The organism is uncultured Brevundimonas sp. (assembly GCF_937870815.1).
In the GTDB taxonomy this organism is placed as follows: Bacteria; Pseudomonadota; Alphaproteobacteria; order Caulobacterales; family Caulobacteraceae; genus Brevundimonas.
The window spans coordinates 1-15,550 of the sequence record NZ_CALMZS010000166.1 but is presented as its reverse complement, the minus strand read 5'-3'; the positions used below and the strand labels follow the sequence as shown (position 1 = coordinate 15,550).

Below are 15,550 nucleotides of genomic sequence, written 5' to 3'. Positions count from 1 at the left end.
GTCTCGGCGGTGTCCCAGTCGATGTCCAGGCCCCGCGTCTCCAGATAGGCCCTCAGGGCGTCGAGCAGGGTCTCGCGGTCGAGGCCGGCGTCGTCGGCGGGCGGGGCCGCGAGGTCGGCCTCGAACGGCGCGAAGTCGGCGCGGACCTGGCGGTAGGGGGCCCGGGTCGGCAGTTCGCTGGCCAGCCGGAAGCGGGCGCAGCCGGTCAGGGTGATCAGATAGCGGCCGTCGGAGGTCTCGGCGAAACTGGTGATCCGGCCGGCGCACCCCACCGGCGACAGGCCGGGCAGGCCGCGCGCGCCGGACCCGGGCTGGATCATGCCGATGATCCGGTCGCCGGCCATGGCGTCGTCGACCATGTTCAGATAGCGCGGCTCGAAGATGTTGAGCGGCAGCTGGCCGCGCGGCAGCAGGATGGCCCCGGGCAGGGGGAAGACCGGGATGACCTGCGGCAGGTCGGCGGCCCTGACATAGCCCTGCGCCATGCGCGGCCTCCTAGGCGAACAGGATGGAAGAAAGACGGCGCCGGCCGTCGCGGGCGATCTCGGACGCCGGCCCGGCGGCGTCGAACACGACCAGCAGCTGTTTGCGGGCGGCCTGGTCGTTCCAGTCGCGATCGGCGGCGACGATGGCCAGAAGACTGTCCACCGCCCCCTTCAGGTCGCCCGCGGCGGCCTGGGCCAGCGACAGGTCGTAGCGGGCCTGGTGGTCGTGCGGATCGGCGGCGAGGCGCGCCTCGAGCCCGGCCGGGGCGCCGCCCGGGGCGGCCGAAGCCAGGCTCAGTTGCGCCCGGACCGACTGGACCTGGGCGTTGTTCGACCCGGCCGGGGCCATGGCGATGGTCTGCCGCGCCTGGTCGACGTCGCCGTCGGCGAGATAGACCCGGGCCATGCCGGCGATCGCCGCCTCGTGCCCCGGCTCGAGGGTCATCACCTGGGCGAAGGCCTGGGCCGCGCCGCCGAGGTCGTTGAGCGCCAGCGATTCCTCGCCCATCGACATCAGCTGTTCGATGTCGGAATTGGCGCTCGTCCCGCCGGTCAGCTTGTCGATGAAGGCCTTGAGCTGGCTCTCGGGCACCGCGCCCTGGAAGCCGTCGACCGGCTGGCCGTCGACGAAGGCGTAGACCGTGGGGATCGACTGGACGCGCAGCTGGCCGGCGTAGGCGGGGTTCCGGTCGATGTCGATCTTGACCAGTCTGACCGCCCCGCCGGCGGCGCGGACGGCCTTTTCCAGCATCGGGGTCAGGGTCCGGCACGGCCCGCACCAGGTGGCCCAGAAGTCGACCAGCACCGGCTGGGTTTTCGACGCCTCGATCACGTCGGCCATGAAGCCGGCGTCGGAGCCCTCCTTGATCAGGTCGGCGGGAAGGGGTTTGGGATCGGCGAGGCTCATGGCGGTCCTGTATCGGATCAGTCGTAACGCGGAAACGGTCAGATGGTCCCGAACGGGTCCATACTCAAGTCGGTTCGCCGCCGGCGCCGGCGGGGCTGAGCTTCCAGCGGATCTTGGTCTCGGAATCGGTGCGGGCCGAGCCGCGCACGACGATCTGCAGCGAGCGCCGGGTCAGGCCCTCGTCGATGTGCACCGACGGCTCGATGGCCACGTCGGGGCCGTCGGTGCGGAACCACCAGCCGCGGCCCGAATGGCCGCGCAGCAGGATCGAGCGCCGGTCGCGGGCCAGCGACGCCTGCACCCCCGGCTCGAGCTGGAAGCGCACCGCATAGGGGGCGGCGATGGCGCGCACCACGTCCTTCTGTCCGGGGGCCGGGTGCAGGCGCTCCTCGGCGCGGAGCTCGTCGAGCCGCTGGTCGAGATAGAGGCGGCGCTGGTGCAGCAGGCCGAAATCGTGGACCCAGCCGTCGTGTTCGGCCTCGAGCCAGACGGCCCCCTCGCCGTCGCGGCGATGGACCTCGAGGCGCAGGGGTCTGGCGATCAGGCGATGGCCGAGCAGCTCGCCCTTCCAGCCGCCGAGGGGCGCGCCGGTCGAGGTCTCGCCGAGCGACAGGGTCGAGTGGCCGGGGCCGAGCCGCAGCCCCTGGCGGTCGGCCGCGCGCGGCGTCCAGCCGCAGCCGGTGACCAGGCGGTCGCGCCCGCAGACGATCTCCAGCGCCAGCGGCTGGGCGCAGGCGGCGGCGGACCAGGCGCCGCGGGCCGGGGCGGCGATGTCGGCGGCGACGGTCAGCAGCGGGCTGCGGATGCGGGCGACGCCGCCGACCGCGCCGGACGGCGCCTCGGCGGCCGCGTCCTCGTCGTCGGCGAGCGCCGCGGCCACCCGCGCGGGGCTCGACGGGCCGCCGCCCTGGACGGTGATCAGCCGGCCGTCCGGCAGGGTGTGGAAGCGGGCCGCCGCGCCCAGCCGCCGGATCGCCGCCTGCACCGGGCCGGGGACGGCCTCCGACAGCTGGGCGAGGGCGTCCTCGAGGGTCAGCAGGTCGAGCAGCAGCTCCAGCCCGGCCTCCGGACTGCGCGAGGCGTGGCCGCCGTCCTCCGCCACCGTCCGGGCCAGCGCCGACGGCAGGGCGCGCAGGGCCCGCCGCCTCAGGCCGGTTCCGGGGGCGCCGGCCAGGGCGCACCCCGCCGTGGCGGCGGCGACCAGGCGCTCGGCCCTGCCGGCCACGCCGCCCGGCGGGCGCAGCAGCTGGCGCGCCTGCCGGCCCAGGACGTCGGCCAGCCGCAGCCGCTCGGCCTCGGTGGCCGCCTCGCCCATGCGCCGGGCGGCGCAGGCGAGGTTGAAGCTGCGCCGGGCCAGGAGGGCGGGGTCCCAGGCGAACGGCGACCAGCGGGCGAACACCGTGGCCCAGGCCAGGGTCAGGCGCAGGGCTTCGCGCGCGCCGCGCTCGCCCTGCAGCATCAGCGACGGCAGCCATGCGAAGGCGTGCAGCTCGACGGCGAAGGCGCGGGTCGGGCTCGGCCGGTTCCACGGGTCCTCGGGGGCGGCGGCTTCGAGGCTGGCCCCGGCGAGGACGAATTTTCCGCCGAGCAGCAGCTTGCCCGGGGCGGCGTCGACCGGGCGGAAGTCGCGCGGCGTGGCGGCGAAGCCCTGCGCCCGGCGGCCCCTGAGGGTCAGGGCGTAGCCGGGCAGGCCGTACAGCTCGATCCACAGCTGGCGGGTCATCAGCCGGCCGAGCACGGCGGGCCACAGGCCCGGGCCGGCGGTCGCCTCCGTGGTCCGGACCGGCGTGCGCATGGGCGCGCCGCGCAGGCCGGGGATTTCGCCGGGGGCGGGGGCGTCGGCCTCGACGCGGGCGAAGGGACCGAGCGGACTCATGCCGGGGCGGCAGGGTCCGCCGCTCGGGCGGTCTTCAGCGCCCGGATGTTGTCGGCATAGGCGCCCGGGCCGCCCCGGAACACCGCCGTGCCGGCGACCAGGGCGTCCGCGCCGGCGGCCACGCAGGCCCCGGCGTTGGCGGCCGTGACCCCGCCGTCGACCTGCAGGTGCGCCGGCGAACCGGCCGCATCGAGCAGGGCGCGGGCGCGTTCGATCTTGCGCAGGGTCCCGGGGATGAACGACTGGCCGCCGAATCCCGGGTTGACCGACATCAGCAGCACCAGGTCGACGAGGTCGATGACCTCGCCGAGCACCTCCAGCGGCGTCCCGGGGTTCAGCACCACCCCCGCCTTCGCGCCCAGCTGACGGATGCGTCCGAGGGTGCGGTGCAGGTGCGGCCCGCTCTCGGGGTGGACGGTCAGACAGTCCGCGCCCGCCTCGCGGAAGGCCTCCAGCCACGGATCGACGGGGGCGACCATCAGGTGGACGTCGAACGGCAGGCCGGTGTGCGGACGCAGCGCCTTCACCACCTCCGGGCCGATGGTGAGGTTGGGCACGAAATGGCCGTCCATCACGTCGACATGGACCCAGTCGGCCCCGGCCGCCTCGAGGGCGGCGACCTCCTCGCCCAGGCGGGCGAAGTCGCTGGCGAGGATGGACGGGCAGATCAACGGCGCGGGCATGGGTGCGGGGATAAGGCCGGTCGCCGGCCGTAGCAAGGCGCGCACTGGGTTTCGGCGCCCGCCGCTGCTACACGGTTCGGTCATCGGCCGGCCCGGCCCCGCGGAGAAGCGCCATGAGCGAGCACGTCGCCACCATCGAATGGAGCCGGGACGGCCAGGTCTTCTCCGACAACCGGTACGCCCGCGCCCACGACTGGCGCTTCGACGGCGGGGCGGTGGTGCGCGGCTCCGCGGCCCCGTCCAGCGTGCCGGCGCCCCTGTCCGACCCGGCCGCCGTCGATCCGGAGGAGGCCCTGGTGGCCGCCGTGTCCAGCTGCCACATGCTGTTCTTCCTGGCCTACGCCCGCAAGGACGGCTTCGTGGTCGACCGCTACCGCGACGACGCCGCCGGCGTGCTCGGCCGCGACGAGCGGGGCAGGATGTCGATCACCGCGGTGACGCTGCGGCCGGAAGTCGTCTTCTCCGGCGAGACGCAGCCCGACGCCGCCGCCCTGGACGACCTGCACCACCGCGCCCACGAGGCCTGTTACATCGCCAATTCGATCCGCGCGGCGGTGACGATCGAGCCGCGCTGAGGCGATCCGGCCGGTCGGCCGTTCACAGCCGGGAACAAATGCGCCACAAGGCGGCGATGCCCGCCGATCCGATTCTCCTGGCCGATCCGCCGTCGCTGGCGCAGGCGCGCGCGACGCTGAACCGGGTCTGGGGCCACGCCGACTTCCGCGGCCGGCAGGCCGAGGTGGTGGCCGAGGCGCTGGCCGGACGCGACGTGCTCGCCGTGCTGCCGACCGGAGGCGGCAAGAGCGTCTGCTACCAGATTCCCGCCATCCTCCGGCCGGGCCTGGGGCTGGTGGTCTCGCCCCTGATCGCGCTGATGACCGACCAGGTCGAGGCGCTCAGGCAGCAGGGCGTCGCCGCGGCCCGGCTCGATTCCGGCGTCTCGCTGGACGACCGGTCGGAAGTCTGGCGCGCGGCGCGGGCCGGCGACCTGGACCTGCTCTATGTCTCGCCCGAGGGACTGGCGCAGCCGCACCTGATCGACCGGCTGCATGACCTGCCGCTGTCGCTGATCGCCATCGACGAGGCCCACTGCGTCTCGCAGTGGGGACATGATTTCCGGCCGGACTACCGGACCCTGGGCCGGCTCGCGGACCTGTTCCCGGGCGTGCCGCGGGTCGCCGTCACCGCCACCGCCGACGCCCGCACCCGCGAGGACATCGTCCGGTCGCTGCGGCTCGGCGAGGCGCGGGTGGTGGTCGACAGCTTCGCCCGCCCCAACCTGCAGCTGTCCGCGGTGCGCAAGGAGAACGGCTCGCGGGCCCGCACCGACGCCGCCGTCATCGAACTGGTCCGCCGGCGGGGCGGCAGGTCGGGGGTCGTCTATTGCGGTTCGCGCGACGGCTGCGAGCGGGTGGCCGAGGCGCTGCGCGAGGCCGGGACCAACGCCATCGCCTACCACGCCGGCCTCGATGCGCGCGACCGCGACCGTCGGCTGGAGCGCTTCCTGGCCGAGGACGGGGCGGTGATGGTGGCGACCATCGCCTTCGGCATGGGGGTGGACAAGGCCGATGTGCGCTTCGTCATCCATGCCGATCCGCCCGGTTCGCTGGAGGCCTACTGGCAGGAGATCGGCCGGGCCGGGCGCGACGGCGACCCCGCCGAGGGCATCACCCTGTATGGCCCGTCCGACATCGCCTGGACCCTGCGCCGGCTCGAGGGCCGGCCGATGGCCGAAGAGGTCAAGGCGGTGCAGGTGAAGAAGGCGCGCCAGCTGTTCGCCATGCTGGACGGCGCCGTGTGCCGGCCGCAGGCGGTGCGGCGCTATTTCGGCGAGGCCGGGGCGGAGCCGTGCGGCGTCTGCGACATCTGCCAGGACCCGCCGGCCCTGTTCGACGCCACCGTGCCGGCCCAGAAGGCGCTGGCGGCGGTGCAGCGGCTGGGGGAGCGCTTCGGTCGCGGCCGGATCATCGACCACCTGCGCGGCCGGACCCGGGATGTCCAGCCGTGGGAGGCGGCCCTGTCCACCTGGGGCGTCGGCGCCGACACCGACCCGTCCACATGGCGCGACGTGCTCGACCACCTGCTGTTCGAGGGCCTGCTGGTCGAGGACCCGAACGAGGGCAAGCCGCTGGTCAGGCTCGGGGATCCCGGGGCGGTGCGGGCGGTCTACCGCGGAGAGCGGCCGCTCCACGTCCGGCTCGCCCCGGCCCGGGCTTCCGCGCCGCGCGAACGGGCCCGCACCGGCCGCAACGCCGCGCTCGAAAACCTCGACGCCGAGATCCGGGCCCGGTTCGAGGCCCTGCGGGCCTGGCGCCGCGAGCGGGCGGCCGAACAGCGGGTGCCGCCCTATGTGATCTTCCAGGACAAGACCCTGCTGGAGATCGCCCTCGCCGAGCCCGGGGACCTGGAGCGGCTGGCCCGGGTGCCGGGCGTCGGTCAAACCCGGCTGGACCGGTATGGCGAGGGCGTACTGCGGGCCCTGGCCCGGCGCGCCGCCTGACCCGCGCCCGCCGACCGCCGTTCCGCCGGTAAGCTACCGCCGTTCCGCCGGTAAGATTCAGGCAAGGTCTCGGAAGGGGGGCCTTAAACTTTCAGCGTCACAGTCCGGCGGTGATCGCCAACCGCGCCCCTTCTCCGATCGACAAACTGGCCGTGGCGGTCGTCCACGAGCCGGTCCGCGCCGTCAATTCCTACGCCCCGCTTCCGGCCGGCGCCCGCGAGGAGGCGCTGCGCTTCCTGCTGCAGACCGCCGCCGACGCCGGCGTCACCCTGGTGGCCACCCGGCCGGACGGCGACGGCGAGCGCCGCCTCGGCCAGGCGTGGCCGTTCCCGTCGCCCTTCCAGGTGACGGTGCGGACCGTCTCCATCACCGACGGCGTCGACCGGGTGGAGGCCCGCGCCCGGCGCTCGCTCGAGCGGCTGGGACTGCCCCGGGGCGACGCCCTGCTGGTCTCCGGCGCGGACGACCTGGCCGGAGCCGAGGGACGCGCCCTGTGGGATCGGCTCGAGGCCCTCAAGGCCCGCGGCCTGTTCCGGCGCATCGGCTTCCGGGCCACGGTCGAGGACGGGCCCGCCCTGCTGGCGCGGCGCTTCCAGCCCGATGTGGTCGAGCTGCCGGTCAGCCTGCTGGACCAGCGCGTCCAGCATGCCGGGGTGCTGTCGGAGCTGGCCGGGCTGGGCGTGGCCGTTCACGCCTGTTCGGTGTTCGCCGACGGCCTGCTGTTCATCAGCGGCGAGCCCCTGCCCCCCGGCATGGCCGCGCACGCCCACAGCCTGTCGCGCATCCGCCGCCGCCTCGCCGAGGCCCGGATCGATCCGATGCAGGCCTCCCTGGCCTATGTCATGGGTCTGCCGCAGGTGTCGGCCGTGATCGCCAGCGTCGCCTCCGCCGCCGAATTGCGGGCGGTGGTGGCGGCCGCCAACGCCCCCACCCCCGCGCTCGACTGGGCCGCCCTGCAGCTGGAGCCGGCGACGATGGCCGCCGCCGGCCCCGGTCTTCAGGGACGCGGGCGGGTCAGTAGCGCAGCCTGATCCCGATGTAGCCGGACCGGCCCGGTTCGCCATAACCGAACACCTGCTGATAGCGCTCGTCCGCCAGGTTATCGATCCGCGCCGTCAGGGAGACCTGGTCCGTCAAGGCGTATGAGCCGTTCAGGCCGGCGGTGACGAAGGCCTCGCGCACCCCGCCGGCGTCGTCCTGGTCGCTCTCGCCCCGGACCGTCAGCGCCGCCGACAGCCGCTCGCCAGACCAGCCGAGGGTGGCCGAGCCGGCCCGCTCCGGCACGCGCAGCAGCCGCGCGCCGGTGGTCCCGTCGCGGGCGTCGGTCCAGGCCCAGGCGAGGCTCAGGTCGAAGCCGCCGCCAAGGCGGGCGCGCCCCTCCAGCTCGACCCCGTCGGTCGCGGTCTCGGCGACGTTGACGTAATAGCTGTCGAAGGTCGCGGGATCGAAGACATAGGTGATCTGGTCCTCGACCTCGAGCCGGTAGGCGGTGACGCGGCCTTCAATGCGTCCATTGGCGGAGACCCAGCCGATCGCGCCCTCATAGCCGGTCGCGGTCTCGGGCCGCAGCACCGGAAAGGGCCGCGACGAGAAGCAGTAGTCGCATACGGCCTGGCTGATCGAGGGGGCCTTGAAGCCCGTGCCATATGCGGCGGACAGGGTGACGCCGGCGCCGGCGTCGAGCGCCGCCGAGACCCGCCCCGTGGCTTTCGAGCCGAAGTCGTCCGTGTCGTCGAACCGCAAGGCGCCGGAAAGGCTCAGCCGGGCCGTCGGCTCGACGCGGGCGGTGGCGAAGGCGGAGGTCGTGCCGAGAGTCTCCGTCAGTCCGGTCGAGAGACTGCCTTCGGTGTCCTCGCGTTCGGCGCCGACGACGAAGGCGACGCCGGCGGTCTCGCCGCCCGCCTGCCAGCGAATCACCTGCCGGTCGGCTTCGAACGCCGAGGGGAAGGCGGAGACGGTCTCGCGGGCGATGTCGGAGGCCGAGACGCTGAGCTGGTGCGACAGGCCGAGGGCCTCGAGGCCCAGGCGGCCGAAGCCGGACCATTGCTCGCTGGCCTGGGTATCGGCGGTGTCGGCGAGAACGAAGGCCGGGGGCGGATAGCCGTCGAGGTCGGCCTCGCTGTCGGTCCAGCGGATCGCGCCGTCGATGGAGGCGGTCCCGGTGAAGGCGTAGCGGCCCCGGACGCCGGCGGTGGTCGAGGTGAAGCCGTCCGCCTCGGGGTTGCCGTCGGACGCGTCGGCGGCCGAGATCCCGTCCGTGTCGAAATGCGACACCCAGGCGCCGAAGCCGTAACGGTCCGTGGAGCGGCCCGCGGCGAGGCGGCCGCGAACGGTCCCGAACGTGCCCGCTTCCGCCTCCAGCGCCAGTCCGTCCAGATCCCGGGTGGTGAAGGCGATCACCCCGCCGATGGCGTCCGAGCCCCACAGCGACGACTGCGGGCCGGACAGCACCTCGACGCGCTCGATGTCCGACAGTTCGAGGCCGGAGAAGTCGAAGGCGCCGTTGACCTCGGCCGGGTCGTTGACCGGCACGCCGTCGATCAGCACCAGGGTCTTGCCGGGCGAGGCGCCCCGCATCCGCACCTGGGCGACGCCGCCGAAGGCGCCGGAGCGGACCACGGACAGGCCGGGCACGTCGCCCAGGATGTCGGCGGCGAAGACCGCGCCGCGCCGCTCGATGGTCTGGCGGTCGATGACCCGGGCGCCGGGCGTGTCGGCGACGATGGCCGGCAGGCGGGTGGCGGTGACGACGACCTCGGGCAGGACGTCGTCGGCGTCGTCCGCGGACTGGGCGTGGGCGGACAGCGGAAACAGCACGGCCGCGGCCGTGGCGTAGAGGATGGATCGCGTCATTCGCGGATCTCCGTCGGCCCCGCGCTGGCGCTGCGCGGCGGCGTGTGAAAGCGACCGACCCGTCCCCGGATGGGGTACGGCGCAAGGGTCGGGTCGCTTCGACGGAACAGCTTCCGCACAGGCGGAAGGGTTGGCCCCACGCCTCTGTCTGATCCCGGACAGCGGACGAGCGACGTCGGCGGCCAGGTTTCCTGGCTTGCGGGTTAAAAGCCGCCGTCCACGCCTTCCCGGTCACCCAGTGGCGCCGGGGATCGCTCCCCCGGACCGGACGGCGGCCTCGCCGCCTACAGTTGCGGGCACAGCCGCGGTGTCTGACCGCGTTCCCTAAACCGCCTGCCGCGCTTGTGGCAGGGACGCGCCTTTCGGACAAGCGGCTATCCCATGACTGAGGGCCCGCCGCCGGCTGGTTCGTCACAACGGATACGAAGAAGAGAAGCCACAAAGAACACGACGGGACCGAGCGGAGGCGCCGCAGGCGTTTCGATCCTCATCGAGCTGAAGGCGCTGCGCGCGAGTTCGGCGCCGGTCCCGTCGTGTCCTTCGTGCCTCTTCCTTTGTGTTCGTTGTGACGAACCAGCACTGCCGACCGCACCCCGACAGGATGGCGCAAGGGAACGCTTGAGGGGGCGCCCGCAATCCGTCACCCTGCGGCGCTCAGATGAACGCCCCCCTCGCCCATCCGCCGAAAGCCGACGCGATCCCGTCCTCCGAGGGGGTGACGCCGGTCATGGCGCAGTTCCTGGCGGCCAAGGCCCAGGCGCCGGACGCCATATTGTTCTTCCGCATGGGGGATTTCTACGAGCTGTTCTTTCGGGACGCCGAGATCGCCGCGGCGGCCCTGGGCATCACCCTGACCAAGCGGGGCAGGCACCAGGGCGAGGACATCCCGATGGCCGGGGTGCCGGTGCATGCGCTGGACGGCTATCTGGCCCGGCTGATCCGGCAGGGCTTCAAGGCGGCGATCTGCGAACAGCTCGAGGTCCCGGCCGAGGCGAGGAAGCGCGGCTCCAAGGCGGTGGTCCGGCGCGACATCGTCCGCGTGGTCACGCCGGGAACCCTGACCGAGGACAGCCTGCTCGACGCGCGCGGGGCCAACCGGCTGGCGGCGGTGGCGATCCGCAAGGGGCGGGCGGCCGTGGCCGTGGTCGAGCTGTCGGCCGGCTCGGTCGACGTGGTGGCCTGTTCGCTCGACGACCTGGCCGCCGCCCTGGCCGCATTCCGGCCGTCCGAGGTGCTGGTCCCCGACCGGCTGTTCCCGGACGCGACGGCGAAGGCGGCGCTGGACGGCTCGGGCGGGGTGGTCCAGGCCCTGCCGCAGGCCCTGGCCGAGCCGGTCGGGGCGCGGGTCCGCGTCGCGCGCCTGTACGGCGTCGCCTCGCTGGACGGCTTCGGGGCCTTCGAGGAGGCGGAAGTCTCGGCGCTGGGACTGATCGCCGCCTATCTTGAGACCACCCAGGCCGGCAGCCGTCCGGCCCTGTCGCCGCCGCGGCGGTCCGGCGACTCCGGCTTCCTCGCCATCGATCCCGCCACGCGGCTGGGCCTCGAGATCGACCGCACCCAGCGCGGCGAGCGCGAGGGCTCGCTGCTGGCCTGCATCGACCGCACGGTGACCTCGAGCGGGGCGCGGGCCCTGGCCGAGCGGATCGCCCGGCCGCTGCGCGATCCCGCGGCCATCAACCACGCGCTCGACGCGGTCGAGTGGCTGGTCGAGCGTCGCGACCTGAGGCGGGATCTGAGGGACGGGCTGAAGGCGGCCCCGGACGTGGCCCGGGCGGTGTCCCGGCTGGCCCTCGGCCGCGGCGGGCCGCGCGACCTGGCGGCGATCCGCAGCGGCCTGTCGGCGGCCGAGGGCGTCGCCCGCCTGTTTCCTCCGGATCGCGATCCGCTGACCGGCCCCCCGCCCCGCCTCGCCGGCTGCCTCGACCGGCTGGCCCCGTCGCCGCAAACCGGGGGCCTGCTGGCCGAACTGACCGCCGGCCTGGTCGCGGACCCGCCGCACCTGGCCCGCGACGGCGGCTTCGTCGCGTCCGGCTACCGGCCCGAGCTGGAGGAGGCCCGCAGGCTGCGCGACGACAGCCGCCGCGTGGTGGCCGATCTCGAGGCCCGCGCCGTGGCCGATTCCGGCGTGCCGTTCAAGATCCGCCACAACGCCGTGCTCGGCTATTTCCTCGAGACCTCGGCCCGGGCCGCCGAAGCCCTGCTGCGTCCCGGCGCCGGCGGGCCCTACATCCATCGCCAGACCCTGGCCAGCCAGGTGCGGTTCACCACCGTCGAACTGTCGGAGCTGGACGCGAAGATCAGTCAGGCCGGGCGCCGCGCCCTGGCCATCGAGGGCGAGACCTTCGAGACCTGGCGGGGCGCCGTCCAGTCCCTGGCCGGCCCGCTGCAGGCGGTCGCCGAAGCCCTGGCCGAGCTCGACGCCCACGCGGCCCTGGCGGAATGGGCCGAGGAGGTCGGGGCGGTGCGGCCGGTGGTCGACGACACCGCCTGTTTCGAGGTCGTCGCCGGACGCCATCCGGTGGTCGAGGCCGCGGTGAAATCGGCCGGCGACCCCTATACGCCCAACGACTGCCGGCTCGACGGGGCCGGGGCCGGCTGTGCGCGCCTGTCGATCGTCACCGGGCCGAACATGGCCGGCAAGTCGACCTTCCTGCGCCAGAACGCCCTGCTGGTGGTGCTGGCCCAGGCGGGGGCCTTCGTGCCGGCCCGGTCGATGCGGCTCGGCGTCGTCGACCGGCTGTTCAGCCGCGTGGGGGCCGGCGACGACCTCGCCCGCGGCCGCTCCACCTTCATGATGGAGATGGTCGAGACCGCCGCCATCCTGACCCAGGCCACCGACCGCAGCTTTGTCGTGCTCGACGAGATCGGCCGCGGCACCGCCACCTACGACGGCCTGGCGATCGCCTGGGCCGTGGCCGAGGCCCTGCACGAGCGCAACCGCGCCCGCACCCTGTTCGCCACCCACTATCACGAGCTGGCCGGGCTGGAGACGCGGCTGGCCCACGTCTGCAACCTGTCGATGAAGGCCCGCGAGTGGAACGGCGAGCTGGTCTTCCTGCACGAGGCGGCGCCGGGCGCCGCCGACCGTTCCTATGGCGTGCAGGTGGCCAAGCTGGCGGGCGTCCCCGCCGCCGTCGTCGCTCGCGCCCGCGAGGTGCTCGACCGGCTGGAGGGCGAGAAGGCCGCCGCCGCCAGTCTTCACGACCTGCCGCTGTTCGCGGTCTCCGAACCGCCGGCGCCGGCGCCGTCGTCGGCCCTGCGGGACGCGCTGTCGGCCATCGATCCGGACGAGTTGTCGCCGCGCGAGGCGCTGGAGACCCTCTACCGGCTGAAGGCGATCAGGGGGTAGCGGCCGATGAGCCCCCGCACCCGCCGCGCGGCCGACCTCGCCGAAGCCCCCGGCCCCGACGGCGACGCCTGGGCGGCGGCCGCATCGGCCCCGGACCCGCGCGCCGCCGCCACCGAAATCCTCGGCCGGATGTGGGCGGCGGCCACGGCGCGCGCGGCCCAGCGCCTCGAAAACGGCCTCGGCGGCGTCGAGGTGGCGCGGCTCTATGCGGCGGCCGCCGACGACCTGCTGGGGGCGCTGTGGCGGTTCGCCACCGAACAGGTCTATCCGGCCCCCAATCCGACCGAGGCCGAACGGCTCAGCCTGATCGCCGTCGGCGGCTACGGGCGGGGCGTGCTGGCCCCGTTCTCGGACCTCGACCTGCTGTTCCTGCGCCCGTGGAAGTCGATCCCGCGCACCGAACAGGTCATCGAATTCATGCTCTATGTGCTGTGGGACCTGGGCATGAAGGTCGGCCAGTCGGCGCGCTCGGTCGACGAATGCCTGGCCCTGGCCAGATCGGACATGACGGTGCGCACCGCCCTGCTCGAGGCGCGGCCGCTGGCCGGCGACGAGCGGCTGGCGGGAGACTTCATCGCCCGCTTCCGCGCCCTGGTGGTCAAGGCCGACCCGCGGCCGTTCATCGCCGCCAAGCTGGAGGAGCGCGACGTCCGCCACCAGAAGGCCGGCGCCGTGCGCTACCGGGTCGAGCCCAATGTCAAGGACGGCAAGGGCGGGCTGCGCGACCTCAACACCCTGTTCTGGATCGCCCGCTCGCTGGCCCCCGACAGCCCGCTGGGCGCGCGCGTCATGGACGACCTGCTGACCCCGCGCGAGCGGCGCACCTTCGAGGAGGCGTTCGACTTCCTGTGGCGCACCCGGGCCCACCTGCATCTGGTGGCCGGGCGGGCCGAGGAGAAGCTGACCTTCGACCTGCAGCCCGAGGTGGCGCGGCGGATGGGCTGGCGCGGCCGCGGCGACGAGCCGGCGGTCGAGCGCTTCATGCGGCGCTACTTCCTGGTCGCCCGCGACGTCGGCGGCCTGACCCGGGCCCTGTCGGCCAAGCTGGAGGCCCGCCAGCAGAAGCCGACCCTGTCGCTGTCGCGGCTGATCCCCGGCCGCCGGCGCAAGCTGGGCGTCGAGGGCTTCGTCGAGGACGGCGGGCGGCTTTCGGTGACCGGGCCGGAGGTGTTCGCCGACGCCCCGGAGAAGCTGCTGACCCTGTTCCGCTGCGCCGACGCCCACGACCTCGACCTGCATCCCGACGCCTTCTCGGCGGTCAGCCGGTCGCTGTCGCTGGTGACGCCGTCGCTGCGCCGCGACCCGGAGGCGACCCGCGCCTTCCTCGACGTCCTCGCCCAGGGCCAGAGGCCCTACCGGGTGCTGACGCTGATGAACGAGACCGGGCTGCTGGGGCGGTTCCTGCCCGAATGGGGACGGATCGTCGGCCAGACCCAGTTCAACATGTATCACGCCTACACCGTCGACGAGCACACCCTGCAGGCCATCGGCATCATCAACGACATCTGGCGCGGCAAGCTGAAGGGTGACCATCCGACCGCCAGCGAGGTGGTTCACCGCATCGACGACTTCGAGGCCCTGATGCTGGCCATGCTGCTGCACGACGTCGGCAAGGGCGGCGACCGGGGCCAGCTCGAGGACGGGGCCATCGCCGCCCGCCGCGCCTGCGACCGGCTCGGCCTCGATCCGCGCCGGGTCGAGTTCGTGGTCTGGCTGGTGCGCAACCACCTGGCGCTCAGCGACTACGCCCAGAAGCGCGACGTCTCCGATCCGGAGACGGTGCGGGCCTTCACCGAACTGGTCGGCGACCCGGAGCGGCTGAGGACCCTGCTGGTCCTCACCGTGGCCGACATCCGCGCGGTCGGGCCGGGGGTGTGGAACGGCTGGAAGGGGCAGCTGATCCGCGATCTCTACCAGCGCACGGAGGCGGCGTTCCGGGGCGAGGACATCACGCGGAGCGATCCGCTGGACGACTATCCGGAACTGATGGCCCGGGCCCGGGCCGACGGCGCGGCGGCCGAGGTGCTGGACAGGCCGTCGAACGACGAAGGTTCGGCGACGCGGGTGGCCGTGGCGGCGGGCGACCGGCCCGGCCTGTTCGTCGATCTGGCCGAAGCCCTGGCGGCCGCGGGGGCCGATGTCGTCGGCGCGCGCGTGGCGACCGCGGAGGACGGCGCGGCGCTGGACGTGTTCGAACTCCAGGACGGCGCGGGCGCGCCCTACGGTCAGGCCGAGCCCGGGCGGATCGCCCGCCTGATCAAGGCGCTGGAGGCGGCGGCGCGGGGGCAGGCGGGCCGCGCCCCGCCGTCCCCGGCGCCGTTCAATCCGCGCCGCGCCGCCTTCGACGTGCGCCCGACCACCATCGTCGATCTGGAGCAGAGTCCGAGCGCGGCCGTGGTCGAGGTGTCCGGCGCCGACCGGCCGGGGCTGCTGGCCGATCTGGCGCGGGTGCTGGCCGGCGCCGGGCTGTCGATCCGCTCGGCCCATGTCGCCGGCTTCGGCGAGCGGGCGGTCGACAGCTTCTACGTCACCGACGCCCGGGGCCGGAAGCCGAAGGCCGGGGCGGCGCTGGAACGGTTGCGGAGCGATCTCGAGGCGGTGCTCGACCACAAGGAGCGGGGGGGCGCGCCCCGGTCGGCGCCGGTCCGCGCCAGCCTGCGCGACGTGTCCGAGGTCGGCCGGCTGCGCCCGGCGCGGCGGCCGGTGTCGCGCGGGCCGGAAGCAGGCTAGGGCGAAATCGGTTTGGACGCGATCGCGTCCAAACCCGGATCTTCGCTCCGGCATGATGCTGGACCATTTTTGGATTCGATTCGATCCGAGGCAAAAATGGTCTAAGGCGCTGACATGGCCGACCCGTCCAAGCCTGAACCGGAACCCCTCGAAGCCGCGCCGCCGGT

At 74.1% G+C, this 15,550-nt stretch carries 10 protein-coding genes and 1 riboswitch; of the genes, 5 read left to right on the top strand and 5 right to left on the bottom strand.

Translation table 11 applies throughout. The features are described from left to right. The 4 genes from Q0588_RS10900 to rpe all read right to left on the bottom strand — a co-directional run. The coding region (locus Q0588_RS10900) for an LON peptidase substrate-binding domain-containing protein (RefSeq protein ID WP_298745976.1) at positions 1–485 on the bottom strand (485 nt) is incomplete at its 3' end. Between the two features lie 10 nt (positions 486–495). After that, positions 496–1,392: a thioredoxin gene (gene trxA, locus Q0588_RS10895; RefSeq protein WP_298745975.1), complete on the bottom strand. Its 897-nt coding sequence runs from the start codon at positions 1,390–1,392 to the stop codon at positions 496–498. Between the two features lie 64 nt (positions 1,393–1,456). Then, complete coding sequence (locus Q0588_RS10890; RefSeq protein WP_298745974.1) at positions 1,457–3,268, bottom strand: heparinase II/III family protein; 1,812 nt, start codon at positions 3,266–3,268, stop codon at positions 1,457–1,459. Beyond that, on the bottom strand, positions 3,265–3,951 hold the full coding sequence (rpe, locus tag Q0588_RS10885; RefSeq protein WP_298745973.1) for a ribulose-phosphate 3-epimerase: 687 nt from the start codon (positions 3,949–3,951) through the stop codon (positions 3,265–3,267). Before rpe ends, Q0588_RS10890 begins: the two co-directional genes overlap by 4 nt. Before the next feature lie 113 nt (positions 3,952–4,064). Between rpe and Q0588_RS10880 the strand changes: the two genes are divergently transcribed. The 3 genes from Q0588_RS10880 (at position 4,065) to Q0588_RS10870 (ending at position 7,482) form a co-directional block, all read left to right on the top strand. Then, a complete protein-coding gene (locus tag Q0588_RS10880; protein ID WP_298745972.1) occupies positions 4,065–4,526 on the top strand; it encodes an OsmC family protein in 462 nt (153 codons plus the stop codon). Positions 4,527–4,582: 56 nt separating this feature from the next. Next, positions 4,583–6,451, top strand: a complete 1,869-nt coding sequence (gene recQ / locus Q0588_RS10875; RefSeq protein WP_298745971.1) for a DNA helicase RecQ — start codon at positions 4,583–4,585, stop codon at positions 6,449–6,451. 110 nt (positions 6,452–6,561) lie between these two features. Beyond that, on the top strand, positions 6,562–7,482 hold the full coding sequence (locus tag Q0588_RS10870; protein WP_298745970.1) for an aldo/keto reductase: 921 nt from the start codon (positions 6,562–6,564) through the stop codon (positions 7,480–7,482). Here the strand turns inward: Q0588_RS10870 and Q0588_RS10865 are convergent. Beyond that, positions 7,466–9,304: a TonB-dependent receptor gene (locus Q0588_RS10865; RefSeq protein WP_298745969.1), complete on the bottom strand. Its 1,839-nt coding sequence runs from the start codon at positions 9,302–9,304 to the stop codon at positions 7,466–7,468. The genes Q0588_RS10870 and Q0588_RS10865 overlap by 17 nt on opposite strands. A gap of 184 nt (positions 9,305–9,488) precedes the next feature. After that, positions 9,489–9,631, bottom strand: a riboswitch (cobalamin riboswitch). Between the two features lie 331 nt (positions 9,632–9,962). Here Q0588_RS10865 and mutS point away from each other — a divergent pair. Both mutS and glnD read left to right on the top strand, forming a co-directional pair. Then, complete coding sequence (gene mutS, locus Q0588_RS10860) at positions 9,963–12,653, top strand: DNA mismatch repair protein MutS (protein WP_298745968.1); 2,691 nt, start codon at positions 9,963–9,965, stop codon at positions 12,651–12,653. Between the two features lie 6 nt (positions 12,654–12,659). Then, entirely contained in the window at positions 12,660–15,383 is a 2,724-nt protein-coding gene (glnD, locus tag Q0588_RS10855) for a [protein-PII] uridylyltransferase (RefSeq protein ID WP_298745967.1), read from the top strand. Positions 15,384–15,550 lie beyond the last annotated feature (167 nt).